At 59.0% G+C, this 25104-nt stretch carries 21 protein-coding genes and 1 pseudogene; 15 read left to right on the forward strand and 7 right to left on the reverse strand.

What is annotated here, in order from left to right; translation table 11 throughout:
• Positions 1-63 precede the first annotated feature (63 nt).
• The 5 genes from QK293_RS17235 (at position 64) to QK293_RS17255 (ending at position 3996) form a co-directional block, all read left to right on the forward strand.
• Complete coding sequence (locus tag QK293_RS17235) at positions 64-525, forward strand: GNAT family N-acetyltransferase (RefSeq protein ID WP_095130795.1); 462 nt, start codon at positions 64-66, stop codon at positions 523-525.
• Positions 526-744: 219 nt separating this feature from the next.
• On the forward strand, positions 745-1401 hold the full coding sequence (locus tag QK293_RS17240) for a DedA family protein (RefSeq protein WP_282379148.1): 657 nt from the start codon (positions 745-747) through the stop codon (positions 1399-1401).
• 6 nt (positions 1402-1407) lie between these two features.
• On the forward strand, positions 1408-2220 hold the full coding sequence (locus QK293_RS17245) for a zinc-dependent peptidase (protein WP_282379150.1): 813 nt from the start codon (positions 1408-1410) through the stop codon (positions 2218-2220).
• A 273-nt stretch (positions 2221-2493) separates the two neighbouring features.
• Positions 2494-3021 carry an inorganic diphosphatase gene (gene ppa, locus QK293_RS17250; RefSeq protein ID WP_282379152.1) on the forward strand — a complete coding sequence of 176 codons (528 nt, stop codon included), beginning with the start codon at positions 2494-2496 and terminating at the stop codon, positions 3019-3021.
• Between the two features lie 222 nt (positions 3022-3243).
• Positions 3244-3996 carry a S24 family peptidase gene (locus tag QK293_RS17255; protein ID WP_282379154.1) on the forward strand — a complete coding sequence of 251 codons (753 nt, stop codon included), beginning with the start codon at positions 3244-3246 and terminating at the stop codon, positions 3994-3996.
• A gap of 316 nt (positions 3997-4312) precedes the next feature.
• Here the strand turns inward: QK293_RS17255 and QK293_RS17260 are convergent.
• A pseudogene (locus QK293_RS17260) lies at positions 4313-4525 on the reverse strand (PDDEXK nuclease domain-containing protein); the annotation flags it as partial.
• Positions 4526-4724: 199 nt separating this feature from the next.
• On the opposite strand from QK293_RS17260, the gene QK293_RS17265 reads away from it, so the two are divergent.
• From QK293_RS17265 to QK293_RS17280, 4 genes are all read left to right on the forward strand, one after another.
• The gene (locus tag QK293_RS17265) at positions 4725-5645 is read left to right on the forward strand and encodes a restriction endonuclease (RefSeq protein WP_282379156.1); all 921 of its coding nucleotides are present in this window, start codon (positions 4725-4727) and stop codon (positions 5643-5645) included.
• Between the two features lie 166 nt (positions 5646-5811).
• Positions 5812-6393, forward strand: a complete 582-nt coding sequence (locus QK293_RS17270) for a DarT ssDNA thymidine ADP-ribosyltransferase family protein (protein WP_282379158.1) — start codon at positions 5812-5814, stop codon at positions 6391-6393.
• Complete coding sequence (locus QK293_RS17275) at positions 6390-7034, forward strand: DUF4433 domain-containing protein (protein ID WP_282379160.1); 645 nt, start codon at positions 6390-6392, stop codon at positions 7032-7034. Before QK293_RS17270 ends, QK293_RS17275 begins: the two co-directional genes overlap by 4 nt.
• Positions 7031-8119: a macro domain-containing protein gene (locus QK293_RS17280; protein WP_282379162.1), complete on the forward strand. Its 1089-nt coding sequence runs from the start codon at positions 7031-7033 to the stop codon at positions 8117-8119. Before QK293_RS17275 ends, QK293_RS17280 begins: the two co-directional genes overlap by 4 nt.
• A gap of 51 nt (positions 8120-8170) precedes the next feature.
• Here the strand turns inward: QK293_RS17280 and QK293_RS17285 are convergent, their stop codons facing one another.
• From QK293_RS17285 to QK293_RS17310, 6 genes are read right to left on the reverse strand one after another with little or no spacing between them, the layout of a single operon-like run.
• Positions 8171-8986, reverse strand: coding sequence for a DUF2135 domain-containing protein (locus tag QK293_RS17285; protein ID WP_282379164.1), 816 nt, complete (start codon positions 8984-8986; stop codon positions 8171-8173).
• A gap of 3 nt (positions 8987-8989) precedes the next feature.
• A complete protein-coding gene (locus QK293_RS17290) occupies positions 8990-10609 on the reverse strand; it encodes a DUF2300 domain-containing protein (RefSeq protein WP_282379166.1) in 1620 nt (539 codons plus the stop codon).
• A gap of 1 nt (position 10610) precedes the next feature.
• A complete protein-coding gene (locus tag QK293_RS17295; RefSeq protein WP_282379168.1) occupies positions 10611-15176 on the reverse strand; it encodes an alpha-2-macroglobulin in 4566 nt (1521 codons plus the stop codon).
• Positions 15173-15775, reverse strand: coding sequence for a DUF1175 family protein (locus tag QK293_RS17300; protein ID WP_282379336.1), 603 nt, complete (start codon positions 15773-15775; stop codon positions 15173-15175). The genes QK293_RS17295 and QK293_RS17300 overlap by 4 nt, the downstream gene beginning before the upstream one ends.
• A 32-nt stretch (positions 15776-15807) precedes the next feature.
• Positions 15808-17520, reverse strand: a complete 1713-nt coding sequence (locus QK293_RS17305; RefSeq protein WP_282379170.1) for a DUF2138 domain-containing protein — start codon at positions 17518-17520, stop codon at positions 15808-15810.
• 37 nt (positions 17521-17557) lie between these two features.
• A complete protein-coding gene (locus tag QK293_RS17310; protein WP_282379172.1) occupies positions 17558-18349 on the reverse strand; it encodes a DUF2135 domain-containing protein in 792 nt (263 codons plus the stop codon).
• A gap of 15 nt (positions 18350-18364) precedes the next feature.
• Between QK293_RS17310 and QK293_RS17315 the strand changes: the two genes are divergently transcribed.
• From QK293_RS17315 to QK293_RS17340, 6 genes are all read left to right on the forward strand, one after another.
• Positions 18365-18544, forward strand: a complete 180-nt coding sequence (locus QK293_RS17315) for a hypothetical protein (RefSeq protein ID WP_282379174.1) — start codon at positions 18365-18367, stop codon at positions 18542-18544.
• Positions 18545-18627: 83 nt separating this feature from the next.
• Positions 18628-19773, forward strand: coding sequence for a Fic family protein (locus QK293_RS17320; RefSeq protein WP_282379176.1), 1146 nt, complete (start codon positions 18628-18630; stop codon positions 19771-19773).
• A gap of 252 nt (positions 19774-20025) precedes the next feature.
• Positions 20026-20268 (forward strand): exodeoxyribonuclease VII small subunit, encoded by a 243-nt coding sequence (locus tag QK293_RS17325; protein WP_007894317.1) that lies wholly within the window; start codon positions 20026-20028, stop codon positions 20266-20268.
• Positions 20265-21152: a (2E,6E)-farnesyl diphosphate synthase gene (gene ispA / locus QK293_RS17330; protein ID WP_282379178.1), complete on the forward strand. Its 888-nt coding sequence runs from the start codon at positions 20265-20267 to the stop codon at positions 21150-21152. Before QK293_RS17325 ends, ispA begins: the two co-directional genes overlap by 4 nt.
• Positions 21153-21243: 91 nt before the next feature.
• Positions 21244-23142, forward strand: a complete 1899-nt coding sequence (dxs, locus tag QK293_RS17335) for a 1-deoxy-D-xylulose-5-phosphate synthase (RefSeq protein ID WP_282379180.1) — start codon at positions 21244-21246, stop codon at positions 23140-23142.
• 52 nt (positions 23143-23194) lie between these two features.
• Positions 23195-25078, forward strand: a complete 1884-nt coding sequence (locus QK293_RS17340) for a TonB-dependent receptor (RefSeq protein WP_282379182.1) — start codon at positions 23195-23197, stop codon at positions 25076-25078.
• Positions 25079-25104 lie beyond the last annotated feature (26 nt).

Here is a 25104-nt window from a genome sequence, read left to right on the forward strand (position 1 = left end):
TCCGAGTGAGAACCGTTCGCCGTCAGAGTACGTGAAGACAGCCACTTGAAGACGAGACCTACCATGCGGATTATTCAAGCGACCCTCGAACATCTGGACCTGCTGACCCCGTTGTTCGTCAAATATCGCGAGTTTTATGGCTCCCTGGCCTATCCGGACTCGTCCCGGGCGTTCCTCGAGAAACGCCTGCGTCGCAAGGAGTCGGTGATCTACCTGGCGCTGGCCGATGACGACAGCAACAAACTGATGGGTTTTTGTCAGTTGTATCCAAGCTTTTCGTCCCTTTCGCTTAAGCGCGTTTGGATCCTCAACGACATCTACGTCGCCGAAGAGGCCCGCCGCCAGTTGGTGGCCGACAACCTCATCCGCACCGCGAAGAAAATGGCCAAGGAAACCAATGCCGTGCGCATGCGCGTTTCCACCAGCAGCAATAACGAAGTCGCGCAAAAAACCTACGAATCCATCGGGTTCAAGGAAGACACCGAGTTCAAGAACTACGTGTTGCCAATCAGCGACGAGCTGTAAGCCGAAAAGATCGCAGCCCTCATGGGTATGGCCTGAGGCTGCGATTTTCTCCTCACTGCGCTCCGAAATCCCCCGCTACAAACTCAACGCGCTTTTCACCTCTCAGCCCGTATAATGCGGACCTTTCCGGCTTGTAAGAAAAACTACACCCGTCTGTAGCCTTTCGCGAAGTCATCCGCACAAGCCTGCCGAGTCGGGCCGTCACCACAGGTGCTCTCCATGGATTTCAACCCGCTCGACCTTATCCTGCATCTCGATGTTTACCTCGATTTGCTGGTAAACAACTACGGGCCATGGATTTACGCCATTCTGTTCCTGGTGATCTTCTGCGAAACCGGTCTGGTGGTGATGCCGTTCCTGCCGGGCGATTCCCTGTTGTTCATTGCTGGCGCAGTAGCGGCTGGTGGTGGCATGGACCCGGTGTTGTTGGGCGGCTTGCTGATGCTGGCGGCGATTCTCGGCGACAGCACCAACTACGTCATCGGACGTACGGCCGGCGAGAAGCTTTTCAGCAATCCGAACTCAAAAATCTTCCGCCGCGACTACCTGCAACAAACCCACGACTTTTACGACAAGCACGGCGGCAAAACTGTGACCCTGGCGCGCTTCCTGCCAATCATCCGCACCTTTGCACCGTTCGTCGCCGGAGTGGCCAAAATGCCTTACCTGCGTTTCTTGGCTTTTAGCGTCCTCGGCACCCTCCTGTGGGTCGGTGGCCTGGTGACCCTCGGTTATTTCTTCGGAAACGTACCGTTCATCAAGCAAAACCTGTCGCTGCTGGTCGTGGGCATCATCTTGCTGTCGCTGGTTCCGATGATCATCGGCATCGTCCGCAGCCGCTTCGGCAACGCCGCGTCCAAACCCCAATCACGCTGATTCCCCATGTGGTCCCTTAGCGCCTGGCGTCGCCGACGCCTCCTGGCCAAGCATCCGATTGCCGACGACAGGTGGCAGCGGGTGCGCCATCACCTGAGTTTTCTCGATGGCATCAGCGCCGCCGAAGACCAGTGGTTGCGCGAAGCCAGCGTGCTGTTCCTCGAAGACAAGCACCTGACCGCCTTGCCCGGCGTCGAACTTCACCAAGAACAACGCCTGCTGCTGGCCGCCCAGGCGCAATTGCCATTGCTCCATCTGGGCGATTTGAACTGGTATCAGGGCTTCCACGAAATCGTCCTCTATCCCGACGACTTCCTCAGCCCCCAACGCCATCGCGATGCCAGTGGTGTCGAACACGAATGGGATGGCGAACACAGCGGCGAAGCCTGGCAGCAAGGCCCGATCATCCTCGCCTGGCCTGGCGTGATGGCCAGCGGTGGCTGGGAAGGCTACAACCTGGTGATCCACGAACTCGCGCACAAACTCGACATGCTCAACGGCGACGCCAACGGCCTGCCGCCGCTGCACGCTGACATGCGGGTCAGCGACTGGGCCAAGATCATGCAAGAAGCCTATGACGACCTCGATCGGCAACTGGATCGCAATCCAGACGCCGAAACCGCCATCGACCCGTACGCGGCGGAAAACCCCGCCGAGTTCTTCGCGGTCACCAGCGAATACTTCTTCAGCGCCCCGGATTTGCTGCACGAGGCGTATCCTCAGGTCTATGAGCAGCTGAAGCTGTTCTACCGCCAGGACCCGCTGGCCCGGCTGCGGCAACTTCTGGCCGAAGACCCTGTCTATCAGGCACGCGACTAGTGTCCTGTCTCACCGATACGTTGCTCTTTTGGCGAGTGGCCGTTGTGGCCAGGCAAGGCGCCGCGACGAGTCATAGCTGGCTATGGCGAAGAGCGGCAACGCAGCATGGTCGCAACGGACGCCGTCAAAAAGCGACAGTGTCGGTGAGACAGGACACCCGGGTCTCTACGACCCTTGGATCGTGGCATCGGCGGCGGAATATGCCTATAATCGCCGCCACTTTTTGGTCAATCCGGCCAAGTGTTTTTGGTCAACTAACGGGGGCACCGCCCAATGAGCTACAGCAAGATTCCGGCTGGCAAAGACCTGCCGAACGACATCTACGTCGCGATCGAGATTCCGGCCAACCACGCGCCGATCAAATACGAAATCGACAAAGACAGCGATTGCCTGTTCGTTGACCGTTTCATGGCCACCCCGATGTTCTACCCGGCCAACTACGGTTTCATCCCGAACACCCTGGCTGACGATGGTGACCCCCTCGACGTGCTGGTCGTGACCCCTTACCCGGTTACTCCAGGTTCGGTCATCCGCGCCCGTCCGGTCGGCATCCTGCACATGACCGACGACGGCGGCGGCGATGCCAAAGTCATCGCAGTCCCTCACGACAAGCTGTCCCAGCTGTACGTCGACGTGAAGGAATACACCGATCTGCCACCTCTGCTGCTGGAACAGATCAAGCACTTCTTCGAGAACTACAAAGACCTCGAAAAGGGCAAATGGGTGAAGATCGAAGGTTGGGGCGACGCAGAAGCCGCTCGTACCGAGATCATGAAGTCGGTTGCTGCCTATAAAGGCTGATTGCCGCGGCTGACATCAGCTTCTACGAAGAACCCCGGTTGATCCGGGGTTTTTTGTGGGCGTTTGAATATCACATTCAACAGCACATTTAACTGGCGGGCAAACCGGTTTTTTCTTGTTTAATTTTTACAAAAGACGTCTTACATCAGGACTTAAATTTGACGCTAGATTTGAACGTTTTGTTGAATCAAAGCCTTATGCCGCACGGCTAGACTCGTGTTTATGAAAAAGAACAAAACCTGCGGTCCACGATTCAGAATGCTCCTGAAAGAGCTCCAAATCACGACAACGAGATTTGCCGAATTCCTGGGCATTTCCGACCCTCAAACTGTCCATAACTGCTATACCCGCGGAGTTCCTGACTACCGTATGGAGGACGTCGCCAGAAGACTGTCCGTGAACACTGAATGGCTGAAATCCGGCGAAGGACCGCAAGACGCCAGGGAATTGCATCTGATCGACGCATCCGGCAACACCTTCGACGCCCAGTCAATCCGGGGCGCCTATCGGGTCATCGAGCCAGTCGATATCGAACTACCCTTTTACAAAGAAGCGGCCACTGCCCCCGGCTCCGACAAAACCCATGTCATCAAAGACCCCAGCGAATCGATCCGCCTGCCGCGCCGCGATCTTGACTCCCTGGAAATCAACCACGCCGATGCCATCTGTGCCCGCATGGTTGGCAATAGCATGGCCGAAAAAATTGAAGACGGCTCCATCGTCGCCATCGACCGCGGGCTCACGCAAATTGTCGACGGAGAGATTTACGCAATCGAGCACGACGGCATGTTGCGCATCAAATACCTGAGCCGGGTACCAGGCAACGCAATACGCATGCGCAGCCACAACAGCTCCGAATACCCGGATGAAGTCTTCAGACCTCCGCAAATCGAAGAACAAAACATAAGGGTCCTGGGATGGGTGTTCTGGTGGTCGACCCTGAATAAACGCAGGCCACCCGTACCTTTTCTGTAAACACATAACCTTGTAGCAGCTGGCGAAGCCTGCGTTCGGCTCGGGATAGCTCTACCCCGCACACCACGCTGGGAATTCCCCAAAAAAATCAGTATGCTGCGCCCCACATTTGCGCATCGACCCGCCCCGCGGCGGAGAGTCGCACCGACAAGGCAGATGATTTTCTCGCCAAGTCCCACAGCCGGACGCAAGATCCGGGTGTACGTTTTGAAGGCTGGCGCGGTTTACCAAAAATGAACCAAGCCAGTCCCCGAGAAGCCGGCCACAAGCCGGCTTTTTAATGTCTATAAGAAAGTGATTTACGCCGGAAAATCGCTCAGGACTCTTCAGTATTCAGCGCATAAAACTCCTGTAGCTTGGCCTGCAACAGCTTCTTGTCCGGCAGTTGAGTCTGATTTTCCGCGACCAATGCCGGCGAAAGTGAGCGGTTAAGGGCGTACTCGACGACTTCATTATCTTTGCTAGCACACAGCAAAACCCCCAGTGCGGGATTTTCATACGGTTTGCGGATATTGCGGTCAAGAGCCTCAAAGCTTGCGTATGCCAGACGGCGGAATTTATTGCGCAGGGATCTTCTGTATTACAAAACCCTTTGCCAATGCTCGAATACACAGTGGCTTACGCTTTCTCGGTGCCAACGCCTCACCGGTGAGGGCTGCCTGTGTGACCGTTAATTTATACTCGCCCGCCGATCAGCACAAAAACGTAGTCACCACAGGGAAGCGTCCATGTCCGTTCCAACTTACGATCAGTTCATCGAACCCATCCTGCGTTTTCTCGTCACCAAACCCGACGGTGCACCGACCCGGGATGCCCAGGACGCCGCCGCAAAGACGCTGCAACTGACTGAAGAGCAACGGCAAGAGCTGACCGCAAGTGGTCAGGCTACCTACAAGAACCGAGCTGGCTGGGCACACGACCGGCTCAAACGCGCCGGTCTATCCAGCTGCGCAAAACGCGGTTACTGGAAACTAACTGATGCGGGGGTGGCCTATGCCAAAGAGAATTCCACCCCCCTGGCCGCCGATGAAGTGGAGCATTTAGCCATTGGCTATATGCATGTGAAACTGAAAGTCGCCGCCGACGCCGCACCGCTGGATGACCAACCTGCCGTTGAACCTGACGTAACCTCCGCGACCGCCAGCCCGGATGATCGGCTTGAACAAGCCCTCCAGGAATTGCGCGACGCCACAGCGGCCGATCTATTGGATCACTTGTTACAGGTCAGCCCCAACCGCTTCGAAGTGATCGTACTGGATGTGCTTCATCGCCTGGGATACGGCGCTAGCCGCAATGATCTGCAGCGTGTCGGTGGGTCTGGGGATGCCGGCATTGATGGCATCATTTCGCTCGATAAGCTGGGGCTTGAGAAGGTTTATGTCCAAGCCAAGCGTTGGCAGAACACGGTAGGCCGCCCTGAGCTGCAGGCTTTCTACGGCGCACTCGCCGGGCAAAAGGCTAAGCGCGGGGTGTTCATCACAACCTCTGGTTTCACGGCACACGCTGTCGACTTCGCTAAATCGGTGGACGGGATTGGGTTGGTGGATGGCACGCGACTGGTGCATCTGATGATGGATCATGAAGTGGGTGTTACATCGCGACTGTTGCGGTTGCCGGCGCTGGATCGTGATTATTTTGATGAGGAGTGAGAGATCCGTTTTGGGCAAACCAGCCACTTCCCCTGCAACGCTTGTGGCTTAAGGTGATGGCACACTAGAATCACGAAGTACGCCCGACTTGGAAGGTCGCGGTTAACCCGCAGAAGAGATAGGGCTAAAGCGGGTTTAGATAGATGTGCAGGTCAAGGAGACCACGATGCCAGACGTCAGAAATATCAAGGAACAAAAGCTTCTATACCACCTCACTTCGGTTGAAAACCTGGATGGCATTTTTCAGGGTGGTCTAAAGCCTCGCGCTGAACTCACCGACTTCAAAGATGTAGCTGACAGTGAGATTCTGAAGAAGCGTAAAGCCCTTGAGCTTGACAGCTATGTGCCCTTTCACTGGTTCGCTGCAAATCCATTTGACGGAAGTGTGCAACGTAACAACCCTGATGTGAAATTCGTCCTGATCTCCGTTTACAGGTCTATTGCGAAACAAAACAGTTGGAAAGTCATTCCTCGCCACCCTCTGGCAAACGATTCAATCCAGTTACTCGATTATGACGAAGGTTTCGAAGCCATCGAGTGGGAGGTCATGAACAGCCGGGAGTATCACGACGCGCACTGCAAAAGCATCTGCATGGCGGAATGCTTGGCGCCTGGCGTTGTGAAACCAAACGCCTTCTTCAAAATCTTCACTCCTAACGAGGAGGTCGAAGCACTCTGCGTGGCTAAAATGCGCGAGGCCGGTGTTAATGTACTCACCGGCGCGAATGAGAGAATGTTTTATCAATGAACTACACCAGTCTGAATCCAGAGAAGGCTCTGATTTGGCGTATCGTCCATCGCGATAACCTGCCTTGGATTCTGGACAACGGGCTGCATTGCGCAAACTCGAAGGTGCAGGCACCGCAATACGTGAATATCGGCAACGTCGATTTGATCGACAAGCGCCGCACCCGTCGTGTGCCCATCGCGCCAGAGGGATTTTTGGCCGACTACGTACCCTTCTATTTCACGCCCTTCTCTGTGATGATGAAAAACATTCATTCCGGGTGGAGCGTTCAGCAGCGCAACAACGACGAGATTGTAGTTCTCGTCTCTAGTCTTTACCGCGCCGAAGAGCTGGGCCTACCGTTTGTCTTCACAAACGCACATGCCTACCCGGATTGGACAGACTATTACAGCGACTTGGCGAATCTTGGCGAGATCGATTGGTCTATCCTTCAACGACGCGACTTCAAACGTGATCCTGATGACCCTCGAAAGATGGAGCGTTATCAGGCCGAAGCGCTGATTCACCATCACCTTCCGATTACAGGACTCCTTGGCATCATGTGCTACACCGATGCAATGAAAGAACGCATAGAGCAAGACGTCGCCGCTAGAGGCCTGACGTTGTCTGTTCATGCGCGTCCGGGATGGTATTTCCAATGATCAGATTTACCCAAGGCAACCTTCTGGAAGCCAAAACCGAAGCCCTCGTCAATACGGTAAATACCGTAGGTGTGATGGGCAAAGGTATCGCGCTGATGTTCAAAGAGCGCTTCGCGGAGAACTACCGTCTGTATTCGACGGCCTGCAAGGCCGGCGAGGTAGAGACCGGCAAGGTTCACGTAACGGCAGTCAACGAGCTCGACGGTCCTCGCTGGATCGTAAACTTCCCTACCAAACGTCACTGGCGATCGCCGTCGCAGATGGCATGGATAACCGAAGGCTTGCACGATCTCCGTCGCTTCCTGATTGAAAACGACGTGAAGTCCGTGGCAGTTCCACCGCTAGGTGCCGGTAACGGTGGTTTGAAATGGCCAGAAGTTCGAGAACAGATTGTTGATGTCTTGAGTGATCTGGATGTCGATGTGTTGGTATTCGAGCCATCCAACCAGTATCTAAATGTCGCCAAACGTAGCGGCGTGGAAAAGCTTACGCCCGCTCGCGCACTCATTGCCGAACTGGTTCGGCGCTACTGGGTATTGGGTATGGAATGCAGCCTGCTAGAGATTCAGAAGCTAGCCTGGTTCCTTGAGCGCGCTATCGAGAAGCTACCGAACACCGAAAACCCGCTGAATCTTAAGTTTGTTGCTCATAAGTACGGGCCTTATGCCAATCGGTTGGAGCATCTGCTCAATAACCTGGATGGCAGTTACCTGCATTGCGACAAGCGCATCAGTGATGCGGGTATCAGTGACGTGATCTGGTTTGACCAAGAGCGCAAAGCTTTTCTGCAAACCTATCTAAAAACAGAGGCCAAGGAGTATTCCCAGGCCCTGGAGCGCACCGCCGAGTTAATCGACGGCTTTGAGTCCCCCTTCGGTATGGAACTGTTGGCGACTGTCGATTGGTTGCTGAGTCAGGAAAAGGTATCCCCGACTGTTCCTGCCGTGCGCGAAGCGTTGAAGCATTGGGATGGAGGAGCCGGTGCTGCAGCTCGCAAGAGCAGGCTGTTCGACGATCCGGCGCTTGATATCGCACTCAAACGCCTGACATCCAGTAGTTTCAGGCCTGAAATGTCTGCCTGTTAACTTCAATTGTCCCCGAATAATTGTCCAACAGCCCGTTGGACAATTATTTCATCACGGATAACTAAACCCCTTAACCAACGTCAACTCCCCCACCGCCCGCATCGGCACCAGGAACGTCTCCATCTTCTCGTTCGGCGTCCCCTCCTCCGTTATCACCGTCACCTGCGCCGTGGTCAGCGGCTGAACCGCATCCTCCTGCCCCTCCTCGTCACTGCGATACCCGCCCCCGAAGTAGTTCACATAAACCAGATACTGCCCCTTGATCGGCGCGGGCATGGCGAAGATTTCCGGGCCGTAGCCCGTCGTCACATCAACATCGAGCGCAGCACCATTGGGCACAACACGATCGCCGTACCAGATGTGGGCGCCGTCGGGTGTGATGAGGTGCAAGTCGAGGTCGGTGCCATCACTGTCCCAAGCCAGCAGCACCCGCAACTTCGCCGGAGTCGCCCCGCCGCTGGCGTTAAGGAACTGCGTGCGATGCCGTTGTTGACCATCGGGGCTGCGGACTTCAACGCTATTGCTGCCATTGGGAAACGAGAACGGCCGATCAAAGCGGCCGGCAGCATCGATCTTCAGCGGCATGCTGACGCCGTTGACGATCAAACGGCCCGGCTCACCGGACTTGGGCGTGGCTTTGATCTGCCCAGTGATGCGAGCGGTATTGGCTTGGCCCACCGGTGTGTTCACCGAGGAGGCTGGGTAGTTAACGGTCTGACGGAAGCTTTCGCCTTCACCCTCAGGTGCGCCGGTGCGCCAGCCGCCAACGGGCGTATCGAGTTTCACGGCGCTCTCAGCCGCAAGAACTGTCGGCAGTACGCAAAAAGAACAAAGGAACAGGAAGACCTGTGGATAACGGAGTTTCATGGCCTATTCCAGCAAGAGGTGGCGGGCGAGCCCTTCGATGTAGGTTTCATCCTGGCCGTTGGGGTGTGCTTCGAAGGCCAGGTGCAGGTATTCGTGGGTCAGGTCGAGGCGGTCTTGCAATGACAGCACGCCGCGCACGTAGATGCGTTGGCGTTCGCGGTCGACGTAGGGGCGACCGAAGGCCAGGCGGCAAACGGCGAAGGTGCTGACTTCGTTGTAGCCAACCTCGTTTTCCAACCGCGGACGCCAGCCGCGGCGTTGGTTCAGCAGCCAGTCTTGCGCGGCGGGCAGTGCTTCGCAGGAGGCGACGGGGTTGTCCCAGCGGCTGAGGCTGGCGCGCGGGTAGGCGTGGAGCAGGATGGCGTCGTAGCGTTGGCCGGCGTTGGCTTGTTCGACGGCTTGCTGCCAGGAGAGTTTGTCCGGGCCGGGTTGGTCGGAGTGGTAGGTGACGGTGCTGCCGGCGAGGACTAGGTCGCTGGTCCAGGCGGCGATGTTGCGCGATTCGGCCGTGGCCGGGCGTGGGGCGACGCGCTGGCGGTTGCTGCTGTCGTCGATGCTCAGACAGTCGCCGTGGCGGGTGGCGTTTTGCAGCAGGTAGGTGCGGATGGCGACGGCCAGGGCTTTGGCGGCTTCGGCGGGTTCGGGCTTGGCTTCGCGCTGGAGGACGCGAGCGACGTATTCTTCGCGGTCCAGGCGGGCGACGAGCTTGTCTTTGAGTAAAAACAATTCGCCGTCGCTGTGAATATCCAGTTGATTGCCGTTGGTGAATTCGACGCGATAATCGCCTTGCAAAGGCCCGGAAGCAACAACGCGATCCCCGGCCAGAACACGCCCGATCGGATAACGGGAAAACAGGCCGACTTCGACGCAACGTCCCACGTCTGCTGGCCCTTCAACAGGCAGCACAGAAGACAACGCTTCACCGTAGTTGCGAAGAACCATCTGACTGGTCCCCCGTCCGCCCGCCCAGATCGGCGTGCCGTCCGCCATCCACCCGGCGAACCCGCCCTGACGCGACGACGGATCCTGATCTCCCAACCAGCTCCAGGTTTTCACCCGCAATCGGCCACCCAGATCGCCCACGACATTGCCGTCAGCCGCATTCAACACCACATCCAGCAACACACGCCGCGCCTGATCCTGCGCCGGCATCACGGCTAACATTCGTAGCAACTCAGTCACCGAAACCCGGGTGGCAGGTTGCAACGACGGCAAATCCAGCAACCACTCCGGGGCCTGTCGCGCCTGCCAATACCTGCGCCAGTCAGCGCCAGCAATGCCCAACCGCTGCGGTTCAAAGTACAAACCACACGACTTCACCAACGCCTGATCGCGACCAATCTTGCCGCCTGCGGTGCAGCAATAGACTTCCTCTTTCGACTGACCGCGACACTCGTAAGGCGATTCATGAGCGTCGGTATCCACCAGCCAGCCGTACACAAACAACTTCCACACACTGCCCAAAGGCGTCTGCAAATCAGCAGGCAACGGCTCGCGCGCGATCACCTGAGTTCGACTCAAAGAAAGCAACTCACCTTTAAAAGCCAGCCGCAGCGGTTCGTCCTGCGCGGTTGCCAGCACAGGGATCAAACACAGCAGCCACCAGACCAGAGGTCGGGTCATGTCAGTTGACCGTGACCTGACCGAGGGCCGCTTTCTGTTCCTGAGCCTGATGCTGTGGCGCGTAGACCTGAGTGAAGCGCACCGGCGGCAAGTTGAACTGGCCCTTCTGCGAGAAGCGCACCAGATGACGCAGACGCAATTCGCCGCTCAAGGCATCCACCGGAATCGCGTAAGCCATTTGCCCCGGCTCGAAACGCGCTTTCTCCAATGCGGACGGCTCGGTGCCAGCCTTGCCCATCAGCTTGATGCCCCACGTGGTGCGCTCGACATCGGCACCCGGTGGCAGCGGCACTTCGAGCATGCCGTAGCGCAGCGGTTTGGCGGCTTTACTGGTGATGATCACTTCATCCAGGTACAGGCTGTCGCTGGACAACGGTTTGGTACCGACCGCTTCCAGTTTGAAGGTGAAGGCTTCGTCGCCCGGCACCAGGCGCGACAGGCGACGGGTGATGATCACGGCCATCGGATCTACCGGTGATTGCCGGGTATGGAAGCTCAATGCCGCTCGCAACGGACGCTCTTGCACACCGGTCAGCGACAGCACTGCTGGCACGGCCGAAGAACCCTGCCAAGTCCAATACATCTCGCCAGTATCACCGTGTTCTTTTTTCCAGCCTTCACCCGGTGTCAATGCGATGGTGGGCGAAGCCTGCTCGATACTGCGCTGCAACCAGGTCAGCGCCAACGCGCGTTCCAGGGTCGATTGCTGTGGCAGCAGACGTTGCAACAACGCTTGCGCGTGAGCCTGATCGAAGGCTTGCAGCGACAGATTTAACGCTTCGGCAAACGGCTGAGAGCTGACGGCCAAACGCTGTTGCGCATCCGCCAGTTGACGATTGAATGCGTCCGGCAGAATCACCTTCGATTGCTTCGCCAAAGAGGCCGTCAACACACGCGCCGCCGCCAGACCCAACGCCGAATCCGGATCGCTCATGACGATGCTGTCTTCGCCATCGTCCATCAGGTTCGCCGCATTACCCTCACCCGCTTTCGACAGGTCATCCATCAACCCGCTGAGCAAGGTGTTCACCGGCAATTGCATCTGTTTGGCGAACGATAGAATCAGCGCTCTCTGCAGCAGCGGCGTGTTATTGGCCTGTTTCGAATAAACCTCCAGCACCCGTTGCCAATGCCCCGGCGGCAGGCTCAACTCCAACGCTTTACTGGCGTGCCAGTCGGCGTAGTAAGCGTAAGCAGTGAGGAATGCATCCGGTTCACCTTCCATGCCCCACCAAGTGAAACTCGCCGAAGGCCCGGCCATTTGCACCAGGCGCAGACGGCTGTTTTGCATGATCAGGCGCAAGCGGTCGCGAATCTGCGGATTCGACGCCAAGGTCGGATAAGCGATGCTTAACGGCAGCAAGCGGCTAGCGGTTTGTTCAACACCGCCGTACGGATAACTCAGCAAATCATCGAGGGCGGAACGGAACAGCGCTTGCGGACTGTCATCCAGACGCAGACGAATATCGCTGGCGTCCGTCGGCAGGGTCAGCGGCGTGTCACCACTGACCACGTCCAGGCTTTGGCTTTGCGTGACCTGCCAGCCTTCACCGGTGGTGGTCAGGCGCACGGCCAGCGCATCGGCGGTTTGGCCGTCCTGCATCAGCTCAGCCGTCCACTCGCCACTGGCCAACGCGAACGCCGGCAGCGCGATGTAGTTGATGCCGTTGTTCAACGTCACCGGCACACGCTGTTCGGCGCCAGCGTAATGAATCACCAGCTCAGCCTTGACCGGTTTTTCCGCTTGGCTGAAAGCAAACACACCCAGATCAGGTCTGTCGCCGTTGCGGAATTTGGTTGGCCCGCTCCACTTCAGGTACAGCGGTTTTTCCGAGCGTACGAACTGCTTCTTCTGCCCGACCTGACCGTCATCGGCGATGGCCCGGGCGGTGATGCGCCAGCGGGTCAGCGAGTCCGGCATCTTGAAAGTGAAACGGGTTTTGCCATTGGCGTCGGTCACCAGTTCCGGCTGCCACGCAGCGGTATCGACGTCTTCACGACGCGGCCGCTCCAGCACTTTCACGCCTCGTTCGCTGCGGTTGGCTTTGCCCGGTGCACCCGGGCTGCCCGGCAATGCCACGTCGTAGCTGATGAACGACAGACTGGCGCTGGTGCGCACGTTGTTGCGGCGCGGGTGGTAGAAAAACTGGTCGATGGTCGGCGCGACTTCCGGTTGCAGCGCGTAGACCATTTCGTCCACCACGCTGACCGTCAGGTGCGCCGGGATCGGCTTGCCAGCGAACTCGGTGGTCAAGTCAACCGACACGGTATCGCCCGGCTGATACGACTCTTTATCGGTGGCGATGGCCACGTCGATCTGCGGCGCGATCACCTTGATGCCGGCGTTCTGGAAGCTGTACTGACCACCCTTGGTGTAAAGCACCGAGAAGGTCAGGTTCGGCGCGAAATTATCTTTCACCGGGATCCGCGCGCGGTATTGGGTCTCGCTGAGTTTTTCCATCTGCAGCCAGTCGCCGCCCTTGGACAGCAGCGCTGTGGCCTCGACCTTGTCGCGCTCGAGCGACAGCAATGCATCGCTGATCGGCTCAGGGAAGGTGATCAATGCGAGGGCCTCGTCGCCGGCCTTATACTCGGGTTTGTCGAGCACGATTTCCACAGTGCCGGGCACGGCTTTGACGCCATCACCAGTGACCGAATGACCGGTGGCACCCACCACGCGGCCATGGTCATCCTTCAACGTCAGGTTGTAGGTGCCCGGACGGTCGAAGGCCACGGTGAAGCCTTTATCGCTCGCGGCGAGTTTGCCTTCGCCAGCGGACTGATCTTCCAGTCTTACCCAGCTGTAGCTGCTCGGAGTGACCGCTTTGCTTTGCTCGCTGCCGCCTTCATTCAAGTAACTGAACGCAACCTTGTCGCCCACCGCACTGAAGCGTTGAGGTGCGCTCAAGCGGAAACTCGCGGCACCCCGGTCGATGAGAATTTCCTTAGTGGTCTTGACCCGATACGCCGCACCATCGCTGGCAAACACGGTGAGCATGTAGCGACTTGGCTTCTCGGCAGCCGGCAGATCGAGCGTCGCGTTGCCCTTGGAATCGGTGGTCAGTTCGGTGCTGGTCAACTCAACCGGGAATTGCCCGAGGTATTGCAGTTCGTTGTCGACCATCGACAGTTGCTGGGCGCGCAGGCTCAGGGTCAACTTGGCATCGGCCACCGGCTTTCCGTCCGGGTACAGCAGCACCAGGTTGCCTTTCACCGGCTCGCCGGTGCGGTAATCCTGCTTGGCCAGGTTCAGGGAAATTTCGAAGTGCGGCTTGATGTATTCGGCGACGCGGAAGGCGCTGCTGTAGGCCTGATCCTTGTAGCTGAAACGCAGCTCATAACCGCCGGCCACGGCGTTGTCCGGTAACTGGAACCGGCCTTGAGTACCCGCCTTGGAATCGAGTTTCAGCGCCAGCGATTGCAGCGCAGTGCCGGTGGCATCGAGCACTGTGACATTCACGTCAGCTGCCGTCGGCAGCACAGAGTCGCGGGCATTCTTGAACTCGCGACCGACAATTTTCAGCGACACCCAATCCCCCGGCCGATACAGCGGCCGGTCGGTGAAGGCATAGAGTTTGGTGTCGTAGATTTCGCTGTCGTAATAGAAGTTTTCGGAGACAAACACCCCGCCCTCTTCGTCCTCGCCGATCACGAAAGAACGCTCCGGGCTGACGTGCTTCAGACGCAGTAAGCCATCGGCATCGGTGGAGCCACTGCTCATCACGCCCAGCCCATCGGTCCATAGAACGTTGACCTTCGGCACCGAACTGCCTTCGTGTTTGCGCGCCGCCCACACCAGCAATTCATCACCGGCAATTTTGCTCACGGCCACGGTGTTGGAGACGAAGACCATGGTGGTCGCACGGTATTTACCAATCAGCGCTTCCACCAGATACAGACCCGGCTTCAGATTGCCCAACGGGATATACACGTTGCCCGGTGCAACGCTGACGAACTCGCTGGAAGAACCGGCCAGGTTAACGCCCTCAGGCGGCTGGATCGGTTTGGCTTGCCACAGCGGATAACGGAATTGGCTGACCACCGGCAAGCCCGGAATCAGCGCGAATTGCGGCTGAGCGTCGTAGGGCGTTGGCGCGGCGATGGCGGTGCCCATCTTCAGTTCCGGCACTTCCTCGGTGACTTGTTTACGCGATTCGTAGGAGAACGCCCGCTGCATCACCCGACGGGATTTGCGGTACCAGTTGTCCCACAAATACGCGAGCGTGTTCGACAGGCCTTCTCCCTTGAACTGGCCGTCGCTGACCACCCGGTGCAGGTTCTTCTGGCGCTTGAGAAAATCCAGCGGCTTGTCGATGCGGTACACGCGAATGTCGGCGCCGCCGTAAGGCTCCATGCGGAACCGCCGGTAGTCGCGACCCGGTGCTTCGAGGCGAACCATCGCCTGTTCGTCGGCGGCAAAACTGCTGTCGGCCAGCAGGAAAAAGCTTTCACCGGCAACCGGTGTGTAACCGCTCGGCTCGACAGTGTCTTCGGCGTTGACCGCCGAAAAAGGCAGCACTAATACCAACAGCAGAGGCAGAAAACGCAGCATGCGGGCACCGATCATTGGGAGAGAAAGTTCAGTCGATAGACGCCGATGAAGTTGGGGTTGGCTGCGTCGGGGATCCATCGGGTGTCCTTCCATGTCATGAGTTGCTGCAGGCTTGCGGAGCGCATGCCGTTGTCAGTCGGGGTGGCGGTGCCGGTGTGATAGGCGATGTAGCGGCCCATCCAGATCATCAGGTGCTGGTCGTCGCCCTGATCGAAAAACATCAGGTCGCCGGGCCGGGCTTGCGCTAAATCGCGGCCGACCAAATGGCTGTTGAACTGAATCAGTTTGATTGCGTTGACGTAGGGCCCGACCTTGCCGCCGCCCTGCTGCCATTGCTGAGCGAGAGCGCGTTGGGCCTCGCTCAGTTGCAGCTCCGGCGGCAAGTAGCGATTGGACAGGCCATTGCTGCGCAGCCATTTATCGTCATGGACTTTCAGCGCTTCGTTGGCGGCAAAACGGACCAGGCCGGCGCAGTCCTGCTGATACCAGCGCGGGCTCGGGCCTTGGGTCAGTTGTTCCTGAGCGATGCGCACGAACCAGGCACGGAACACCTGGGATTGCTGCACGTCCAGTGGCGGCGCCTCAGTGGCAAATGCCCGAGTGCCCAGCAACATCGCCAGCAGACCAAGGCCTCGGATAAGTGCGGTCACAGGGCTTTCCATTCCAGCGGCAGCCATTGCCAGTGGCCATCGGGTTCGCTGCCTTCCGGAAGCGTCAGTGCGTACTTGCCGTAACCGCCGAGCTTGCGCAGTTTGGGGATCAGGTAGGTTTGCGCCGCGTTGTAGAACACCGGTTCCATGTCTTGCGGCAGGCTGTCGAGGGTTTCCTGTTGCATCAGCTGCGCCATGGAATCAGGGCCGAAGTAGACCGGCATCAGCAGGTCTTTTGGCACCACGTCGGCCATCGGCGGGAAGCGTTTGTCGAGGGTGCCGAGGGCTTTGTCCACCAGCGTGTCGTCGAGGGAGAACAGCAGCGTCGAGCCGTGGCGCGCCAGGCTCACTTTCATGAACGCCTTGCCGGTGATCGCGTCCGGTTGCTCGGCGTCTTTGGCCTTGTAAGGGCCGAAGTTGGAGCTGACCTGACGTTGCCACTGATGGGTTTCACCTTCCTGTTTCTCGACCACCGGGAAGGCATGCTCTTCGACGTTGGCCTCAAAGGCGCCGACCATCGAGCCGAACAAATTGCCCAGATCACCGTCGAGTTTTGCGCTGTCATCATCGTTCAGGCTGGCCACCAGCAACGGCGTGTACAACCGCGAATCGGCGTACCAACACAGGCCGGCGGCACCGGCCATGTGTTCGGTCAGGGCCTGGGCCACCGACTCTTCGGCACCGAGTTTCACCAGCAACGGCTTCTGTTGTTCGGCGGCGAGCGGCAACGCTACGCAGGCGCTGGCGCCCATCGGCATGGCTTGCCAGATCGGTTTGAAATCGAAGTCCGGCTGGTTGTCCAGTTCGTCCAGGGCGAGGAAGCTGTGCCAGCCCTTGTCGTCCATGTCGAAGCGCAGGCCGGCGAAGTTCGGGATGAAACGCTGGTACCCCATGGCCAGGACGCTGGCATTCACCGAGAGGCGCTGTTTCACCTCGGGCGCGCGGGGTTGCAGGCCGAAGGCTTCAGGGAACAGTTTGTCGCCATTGAGCAACGCCGCGATGGCCTTGGTCGAGACGCTGCCCGGTTCTTCCGGTGAGCCGCTTTGCGGATCGTAGAGTTTGGTCGGGTTGGACAGCACCACCAGTTTGTCGCCATGGGAAGCGAACAGCAGCGCTTTGCTGGCGTTGTAGCTCAGTTGATAGAGCGCCACATCGTCGGCACCCACTTTCACATCACCGATTTTGCTCAGCTGCGAATCATCCAGCGCCACTTTCGCCAGCGGCTCCAGCACCTTGGCCAGACCACCGCGATCCATCACCAACAAAAAGTCTTTCAAGCGACCATCCGCCCCACGCCACAGCGCCACGTCCGCCGGTTGATCGAAGAGCTGCTCGATCAGGCTGTCCTGCAGCTTCAAATCGTGTTCGTAAGTGATCCGTCGCAGACTGCCGATCAAACCGAGACGATCCGCATGCGTTTCGTAATAGAAGACGAAATCTTCAGTCAGGGTTTCCTTGAGGAACGGCACCGCCAGCAAATCCTTGGGCAACCGGCTCAAGGAGTGGGTTTCGAGCAGACCGTCCGGCCGGCTCATGCCCAGTTTGTCGCTGGCCAATTCCGCCGGCGGCGCCTTGGGTTTGTGCATGAACCAGCCCAACCCGGCCGCAACGCCGGCCACCAGGCACAGCCCGATCAGAACGGCTGGCCAGCGCCGGGAAGGTTTGGCAGCCGGTGCGTCAGCGGCCGGAGAAACAGTGTTATCGCTCATGTTCACAAAACCCGATGTCATCCGTGGTGCGGGATGCTTAATAGTTGAAAGTCTTGACCAGCAGCAGGTCACCGATGGCCCGCAGGGGCACGATGAAGGTTTCGCGTTTTTCGTCGACGGTGTTTTCGTTGAGCACCAGGTTGATCTGCGAGGTGATCACCTCGTTCTGGTTGCTGGTCTCATCGAAGTTATAGCCGCCACTGCCGAAGTTACCCCAATAGTTCACGTAAACCAGATAGGTGCCATGCATCGGCGCGGTCATGGTGAACATTTCCGGGCCGGGGCCATCGACGCCGTCCGGATCCAGGCCGCCGCCGTTGCTCATCGCCGGGCGGGCCCAGAATGCATGCTGGCCGTCGGGGGTGATGATGTGCAGATCGAGTTCGGCTTTCGGGTCGTCCCAACCCAGCACCACGCGAATCCGCGCCGGGGTGCGCAGGTTGTTGGCTTCATAAAATTGGACGCGCTTGAGCGATTTGCCCTCAGCGCTGCGAACTTCGACGCTGTTGGAACCGGCACCGAACGCATACGGCCGGGCGAAACGCCCTTGGTCGTCGGTGTACAGATTAAGAGGATTGCCGTTAACCGCCAGGCTGTGCGGTCCACGCTGAGTGCCGATGGCCTTGAGCTGGCCTTGGATCATTGTGCGATTGCGCTGCACACCCCGATCAATGGGTGGCGTGGGATAGGCGACTTGAGGATTTTCACTGCGGTCCAGCAGGCCGGAATAACGCCAGCCACCCACCGGTTCCGACAGCTCGGCCGAAGGCTCGGCCCAGGCCGCGGTCGCGCAGACAAGCGTGATCAGCAACGTAAGAACACAACGCATGTGACGCCTCCTGCCATGCATAACGAAACCTTGCGCCCGATCCTCGGCGCGTTACAGATCCAAAAACTGCGTTTCGTCAGAAAGACCCATGACTATCGGGTCGTCGAAGGCGCGAAGATTAGCCATTCGGCGGTTTTTAAACAATCGCAGACATCTGAATTTGCGGCAGGAATCACGCTCGTGGCTGGACGGTGAGCCGAATAGGCGTCATATTCGGCTCACCACATGAGCCGAATAACGTTTCTATTCGGCTCACCCACTCCAAGAGCACCGAGTTCATGGCACCTCACTGGATCTGGCAGCAGCCCGATTGGCCGAATTTTAACTGGCAAGCAGAGCGGTTGGGGCCGTTTTTGCGCGAGTGTGTCCAAGCACAAGGGCGACTGATGGGCATGGCGAGCTCAGTGGGCAGTTCGCTGAGCGCTCAAAGCGAACTGGATGCGCTGTTGCAGAACATCGTGACCTCATCCGCCATTGAGGGTGAGCAGCTGAATGTAGGTTCGGTTCGCTCGTCATTGGCGCGACGGCTGGGTCTGGAGCTGGTCGATGGCAATAATGTCAGCCAGCGCAGTGAAGGGTTGGCGCAATTGATGCTCGACGCCACCCAGCATTTCGCTGATCCGCTGACACTGGAGCGTCTGCTCGATTGGCACGAATGGCTGTTTCCCGAGCAGGACACCGATCTCGCTGCCCGGCTGATCCGTGTCGGCGCGTTACGCGGCGATGATCCGATGCAAGTGGTGTCCGGCCGCCTCGACAGGCCAACCGTTCACTTCGAAGCCCCGCCTCGTCAGGGCCTTGAGCGACAGCTCGACACCTTCCTCACCTGGTTTACCGCCAGCCGAAATCAGGCGGGGCTCGATCCATTGCTGCGGGCCGGCATCGCGCACTTCTGGTTTGTCACTCTGCACCCTTTCGACGATGGCAACGGGCGCCTGACGCGCACGATCACCGATCTGGCATTGGCTCAGGGCGAAGCTCAAGCCATCCGCTTCTATGCCATGTCGGCGAGCATTCTCGAAGACCGGTCCGGTTATTATCGAGTGCTCGAAACCTGCCAGAAAGCCACACTGGATATCACCGAGTGGCTCGAATGGTTTCTGCAAACCTTGCTGCGCAGCTTGCAACAAGCCATGGCCCGGATCGAAAGCGTGCTGGGCAAAGCGCGTTTTTGGCAGGCGCACCGGGAGTCCGGGTTGTCGGCCGAACAGATAAAGGTCCTCAACCGCTTGCTCGATGGCGGGGAACGAGGTTTCGAGGCGGGCATCAGCGCGGCTCAATATCAGGCAGTCGCCAAAGTGTCGAAAGCCACCGCGACCCGTCATCTGGCCGAACTGTTGGAGAAGGGCTGCCTGGAACGCCTGCCAGGTGGTGGGCGCAGTACTCGGTACCAGATCAATTATCCAAATGACTCAACCCTTTAAATAAACCAAAAGGTGATCTGTAGCAGCTGGCGAAGCCTGCGTCCGGCTGCGCAGCAGTCGTCAATCCTGCGTGCACGGTATGTCTGATGTAACGCGGGTACTGGTTTTTACGACTGCTGCGCAGCCGGACGCAGGCTGCTACATAGAGTGTGTTGCTGCTGAAACCAGTGGCCAAAACGCCCAGCTCATTTGCCCATACCCCCCATGTCTGCTAGTGTCGCGCCGGTTTAACGTCAACCGGAAATAGCCGCCATGGCCCGCAAAAAAGCTGCACTGGATTTCGAACAATCGCTCGCTGACCTGCAAACGCTGGTAGAGCGTCTGGAGAACGGCGAATTGTCGCTGGAAGATTCGCTGACGGCTTTCGAGCAAGGCATCGGTCTGACACGCGATTGCCAGGCAGCGCTGGCCCAGGCCGAGCAAAAGGTTCAAGTGCTGCTCGAGCGTGACGGCGAGCTGGCCGAGGAACCCTTCGACGCGGATCAGCCAGAATGATTGCAGCGTATTCGGCGACCAGCCAGGCCCGCGTCAACGCTGCACTGGAAACCCTGTTCAACGCGCCGAGCCCTGAGCTGGCACGTCTGTACGAAGCCATGCGCTACAGCGTGATGAATGGCGGCAAACGTGTCCGCCCGCTGCTGGCCTACGCCGCCTGCGAAGCGCTGGGCGGCAAGGCTGAGCAAGCCAATGGGGCTGCTTGCGCGGTGGAGCTGATTCACGCTTATTCCCTGGTGCATGACGATTTGCCGGCCATGGACGACGATGATCTGCGTCGCGGCCAGCCGACCACCCACAAGAAATTCGATGAAGCCTGCGCGATTTTGGCCGGTGACGGCTTGCAGAGCCTGGCGTTCAGCGCCCTGCTCGACCCGCGCCTGAGCACGTCGGACGCTGAAATCCGCCTGCAGATGGTCAGCGCGCTGGCGTTAGCAGCTGGCCCGGCCGGTATGGTTGGCGGTCAAGCCATCGACCTCGGCTCGGTCGGTCTGAAACTCGATCAAAGAGCTCTCGAAACCATGCACCGGCACAAGACCGGCGCGCTCATCGAGGTCAGCGTCAAGCTTGGCGCTCTGGCCAGTGGCCGTGCCGAGAAAGACGAACTGAAATCTTTGCAGACTTATGCTCAGGCCATCGGTCTGGCATTCCAGGTCCAGGACGACATTCTCGACGTCGAAAGCGATACCGAAACCCTCGGCAAACGCCAGGGCGCGGACATCGCACGCGACAAGCCAACCTACCCGGCCCTGCTCGGTCTCGACGCCGCCAAGGCCTACGCCCTGGAACTGCGCGATCAGGCCCTGCACGCGCTGCGACCGTTTGACGCGGCAGCCGAGCCATTGCGCGATCTGGCCCGTTATATCGTCGAACGCCGCAGCTGACGGCGTATCTGCCAAAAAAGACCAACGCGTGGGCAGGGGGCGATGCATCAGGTAAACTGCCGCATCTTTTATACCTATAACGATTCGCCTGATGCCCACGACGTTTCATGAGATTCCCCGCAAGCGCCCGACCACGCCCCTGCTCGACCGTGCCAACACGCCGGACGGCCTGCGCCGGTTAGGCGAAGCCGAGCTGGAAACCCTGGCCGATGAGTTGCGCCTGGAATTGCTCTACACGGTCGGTCAGACCGGCGGGCATTTCGGTGCCGGCCTGGGCGTCATCGAGCTGACCATCGCGTTGCATTACGTCTTCGACACCCCGGACGACCGGCTGGTGTGGGACGTGGGTCATCAGGCCTATCCGCACAAAATCCTCACCGGCCGTCGCGAGCGCATGGGCACCCTGCGCCAGAAGGACGGCGTCGCGGCGTTCCCGCGTCGCTCCGAGAGTGAGTACGACACCTTTGGCGTCGGCCACTCCAGCACCTCGATCAGCGCAGCGCTGGGCATGGCCATTGCCGCCCGCCTGCAGAACAGCGATCGCAAGGCGATCGCCGTGATCGGCGACGGTGCTCTGACCGCCGGCATGGCCTTCGAGGCGCTGAACCATGCGCCGGAAGTGAACGCCAACATGCTGGTGATCCTCAACGACAACGACATGTCGATCTCGCGCAACGTTGGCGGGCTGTCGAATTATCTGGCGAAAATCCTTTCCAGCCGCACTTACGCGAGCATGCGTGAAGGCAGCAAAAAGGTCCTGTCGCGCCTGCCCGGCGCCTGGGAAATCGCCCGTCGCACCGAAGAATACGCAAAAGGCATGCTGGTTCCCGGCACGCTGTTCGAAGAGCTGGGCTGGAACTACATCGGCCCGATCGATGGCCACGACCTGCCGACCCTGATCGCCACCCTGCGCAACATGCGCGATCTGAAAGGCCCGCAATTCCTGCACGTCGTCACCAAGAAAGGCAAAGGCTTCGCTCCGGCGGAAGTCGACCCGATCGGTTACCACGCCATCACCAAACTCGAACCCCTGGACGCGCCGGCCGCTGCGCCGAAAAAGGCCGGCGGGCCGAAGTATTCCGGTGTGTTCGGCGAATGGTTGTGTGACATGGCCGCGTCCGATCCGCGTCTTGTCGGGATCACTCCAGCGATGAAAGAAGGCTCCGATCTGGTGGCTTTCAGCGAGCGCTTCCCGCTGCGCTACTTCGACGTGGCGATTGCCGAGCAACACGCCGTGACCTTCGCCGCCGGCATGGCGTGCGAAGGCGCGAAACCGGTGGTGGCGATCTACTCGACGTTCCTGCAGCGCGGTTACGATCAACTGATTCATGACGTCGCGGTGCAAAACCTCGACGTGTTGTTCGCCATCGACCGCGCAGGTTTAGTGGGTGAAGACGGCCCGACGCACGCGGGCAGCTTCGACCTGTCGTTCCTGCGCTGCATCCCCGGCATGTTGGTGATGACCCCGAGTGACGAAAACGAATTGCGCAAAATGCTCACCACCGGTCACCTGTTCAACGGCCCGGCGGCCGTGCGTTATCCGCGCGGCAATGGTCCGAATGCGACGATCGAAAAAAACCTCGAACCAATCGAAATCGGCAAAGGCGTGGTTCGTCGTCAGGGCCGCAAAGTCGCCCTGCTGGTGTTCGGCGTGCAACTGGCCGAGGCGCTGAAAGTCGCCGAAACGCTGGATGCAACCGTGGTCGACATGCGGTTCGTCAAACCGCTCGATGAAGCACTGGTTCGCGAAATCTCCGGTAGCCATGAGCTGCTGGTGACGATCGAAGAGAACGCGATCATGGGCGGTGCCGGTGGCGCCGTCAGCGAGTTTCTCGCCCGCGAAAACATTCTCAAGTCGATGCTCCATTTGGGCTTGCCGGACAGTTATGTCGAGCACGCCAAGCCTGCGCAAATGCTGGCTGAGTGTGGGCTGGATGAGGCTGGGATCGAGGCTTCGATTCGTCAGCGCCTGCAACTGCTCAATACCTGAAGAAAACGGCGCACGCCCGTGCGCCGTGCTTCACCCCCGCCACGGATGACCGATGAAACTCTCTCCCCTCGCCCTGACGCTGACCCTTCTGCCGTCTGGCCCGCTCCTGGCCGACACCTTCGAACGCGATCAGGCCCTGAAGCTTCCCGACGTGCTGATCAGCGCCAACCGTCAGGTCGAAGCGCGCAATGACAGCAGCGCTGCCAACACCGTGTTCACCCGCGAAGACATTGATCGCCTGCAACCGAGCAGCGTCACTGACTTGCTGCGCCGTGTACCCGGCGTGCAAGTCGGGCAAACCGGTGGGCGCGGCAGTCTGCCGGGGATTTACATTCGCGGCACCAAATCAGCCCAGAGTCTGGTGCTGGTCGACGGCCAGCGCATCGGCAATTCCACCTCCGGTGACAGCAACCTGCAGCACATCAACATCGAACAGGTTGAGCGCGTGGAAGTGCTGCGCGGCTCACGCTCGGTGATTTATGGCAGCGACGCGATAGGTGGGGTGATTCAGATCTTCACCCGCCATGGCGGCGAACCCGGTTTGCAACCGCGAATGCACGCAGGTTTCGGCAGCAACCGGACCTGGGAACGCAGCCTCGGGTTGTCCGGCGGTGACGATCAGACCCGATTCAATCTCGGCGCCAGCCTCGATGAAACCGCCGGAATCAATCGCACTCGCGAGTCGTATCCCAGCGACGGCGATCATGACGACTACCGCAACAAATCGGTGAGTTTGAGCCTGAGTCACGCCCTCACCGATGACATCGAAATCGGCGCCAACCTGCTGGATAACCGTGGCAAAAGTGAGTTCGACAATCCGTTCGGCCGCTTCGACATGGACACGTTCGAGTCAGTCCAGCAGCAGCCCTACAGCGACTTCGCGGTCAGCAGCATCAGCAGTTACGTCGATGCGCGTATCAACGACCGGTGGAAAACCCGCGTCGAGTTCGGCCACAGCGAAAACCGCGAGAGGACTTTAGACAAGCTCAGTGACGAACGCAGCGTGTTCAACACGTACCGTGATTCGGTGAACTGGCAGAACGACCTGACCCTCGACGAGCGCAACAGCCTGATCCTCGGCGGCGACTGGTACGAGGACCGAATCAACAGCAGCACGCCATTCGACGAGGACAGCCGCTGGAACCGTGCGGCGTTCATTCAGCATCACTACCAGTCGGATAGCTTCTCCACCGAACTGGGTCTGCGCCGCGATCAGAACCAGCAGTTCGGCGGCCAGAACAGCTGGAGCGGCACCTTCACCCTGCCGCTGAATCCGGACAACGATGTGCTGCTGACCTACAGCGAAGGTTTCCGCGCGCCGACGTTCAATGATCTGTATTACCCCGATTTCAGTAATCCGGATCTGAAACCCGAGACCTCGAAAAGCTACGAGCTGCAATGGCGCAGTCAGCTGACCGACACCGCTCGCCTGGAAGCTTCGCTGTACCGTACGGACCTGGAAGACGCGATTATTTTCGGCAGCAACTCACGTCCGCAGAACGTGGCCTCGGCACGGATCAACGGGTTCGAAGCGGCGTTGAAACAGGAACTGTTCGGCTGGCAGAGCAACCTCGGCGTGGCGATCATCGACCCGCGGGATCGCGACAGTGGTCACACCCTGGCTCGCCGTGCACGGCGGACCTTGAGCCTGGATCTGGATCGGCAGTTCGAACGCTTGGGGCTCGGCGCCAGTTGGCAGGCCGTGAGCAGCAGCTACGACGATGAAAACAATCAGCAGCCGTTGGGCGGGTATGCACTGCTGGGGTTGCGCAGCAGCTGGGCGTTGAATCGTGAGATCAAGCTTGAGCTTAAGGTCGATAACGTGCTGGACAAGGGTTATAGCCGAGCGCTGTACAGCCATGATGGCAGTCAGCATGGGTATCGCGAGGAAGGTCGGGCGTGGATGTTTGGGGTGACCTGGACGCCGAAGCTCTGACCTGAGATTAGCGGCGTTTGGGCTGG

Source organism: Pseudomonas sp. AL03 (assembly GCF_029960815.1).
In the GTDB taxonomy this organism is placed as follows: Bacteria; Pseudomonadota; Gammaproteobacteria; order Pseudomonadales; family Pseudomonadaceae; genus Aquipseudomonas.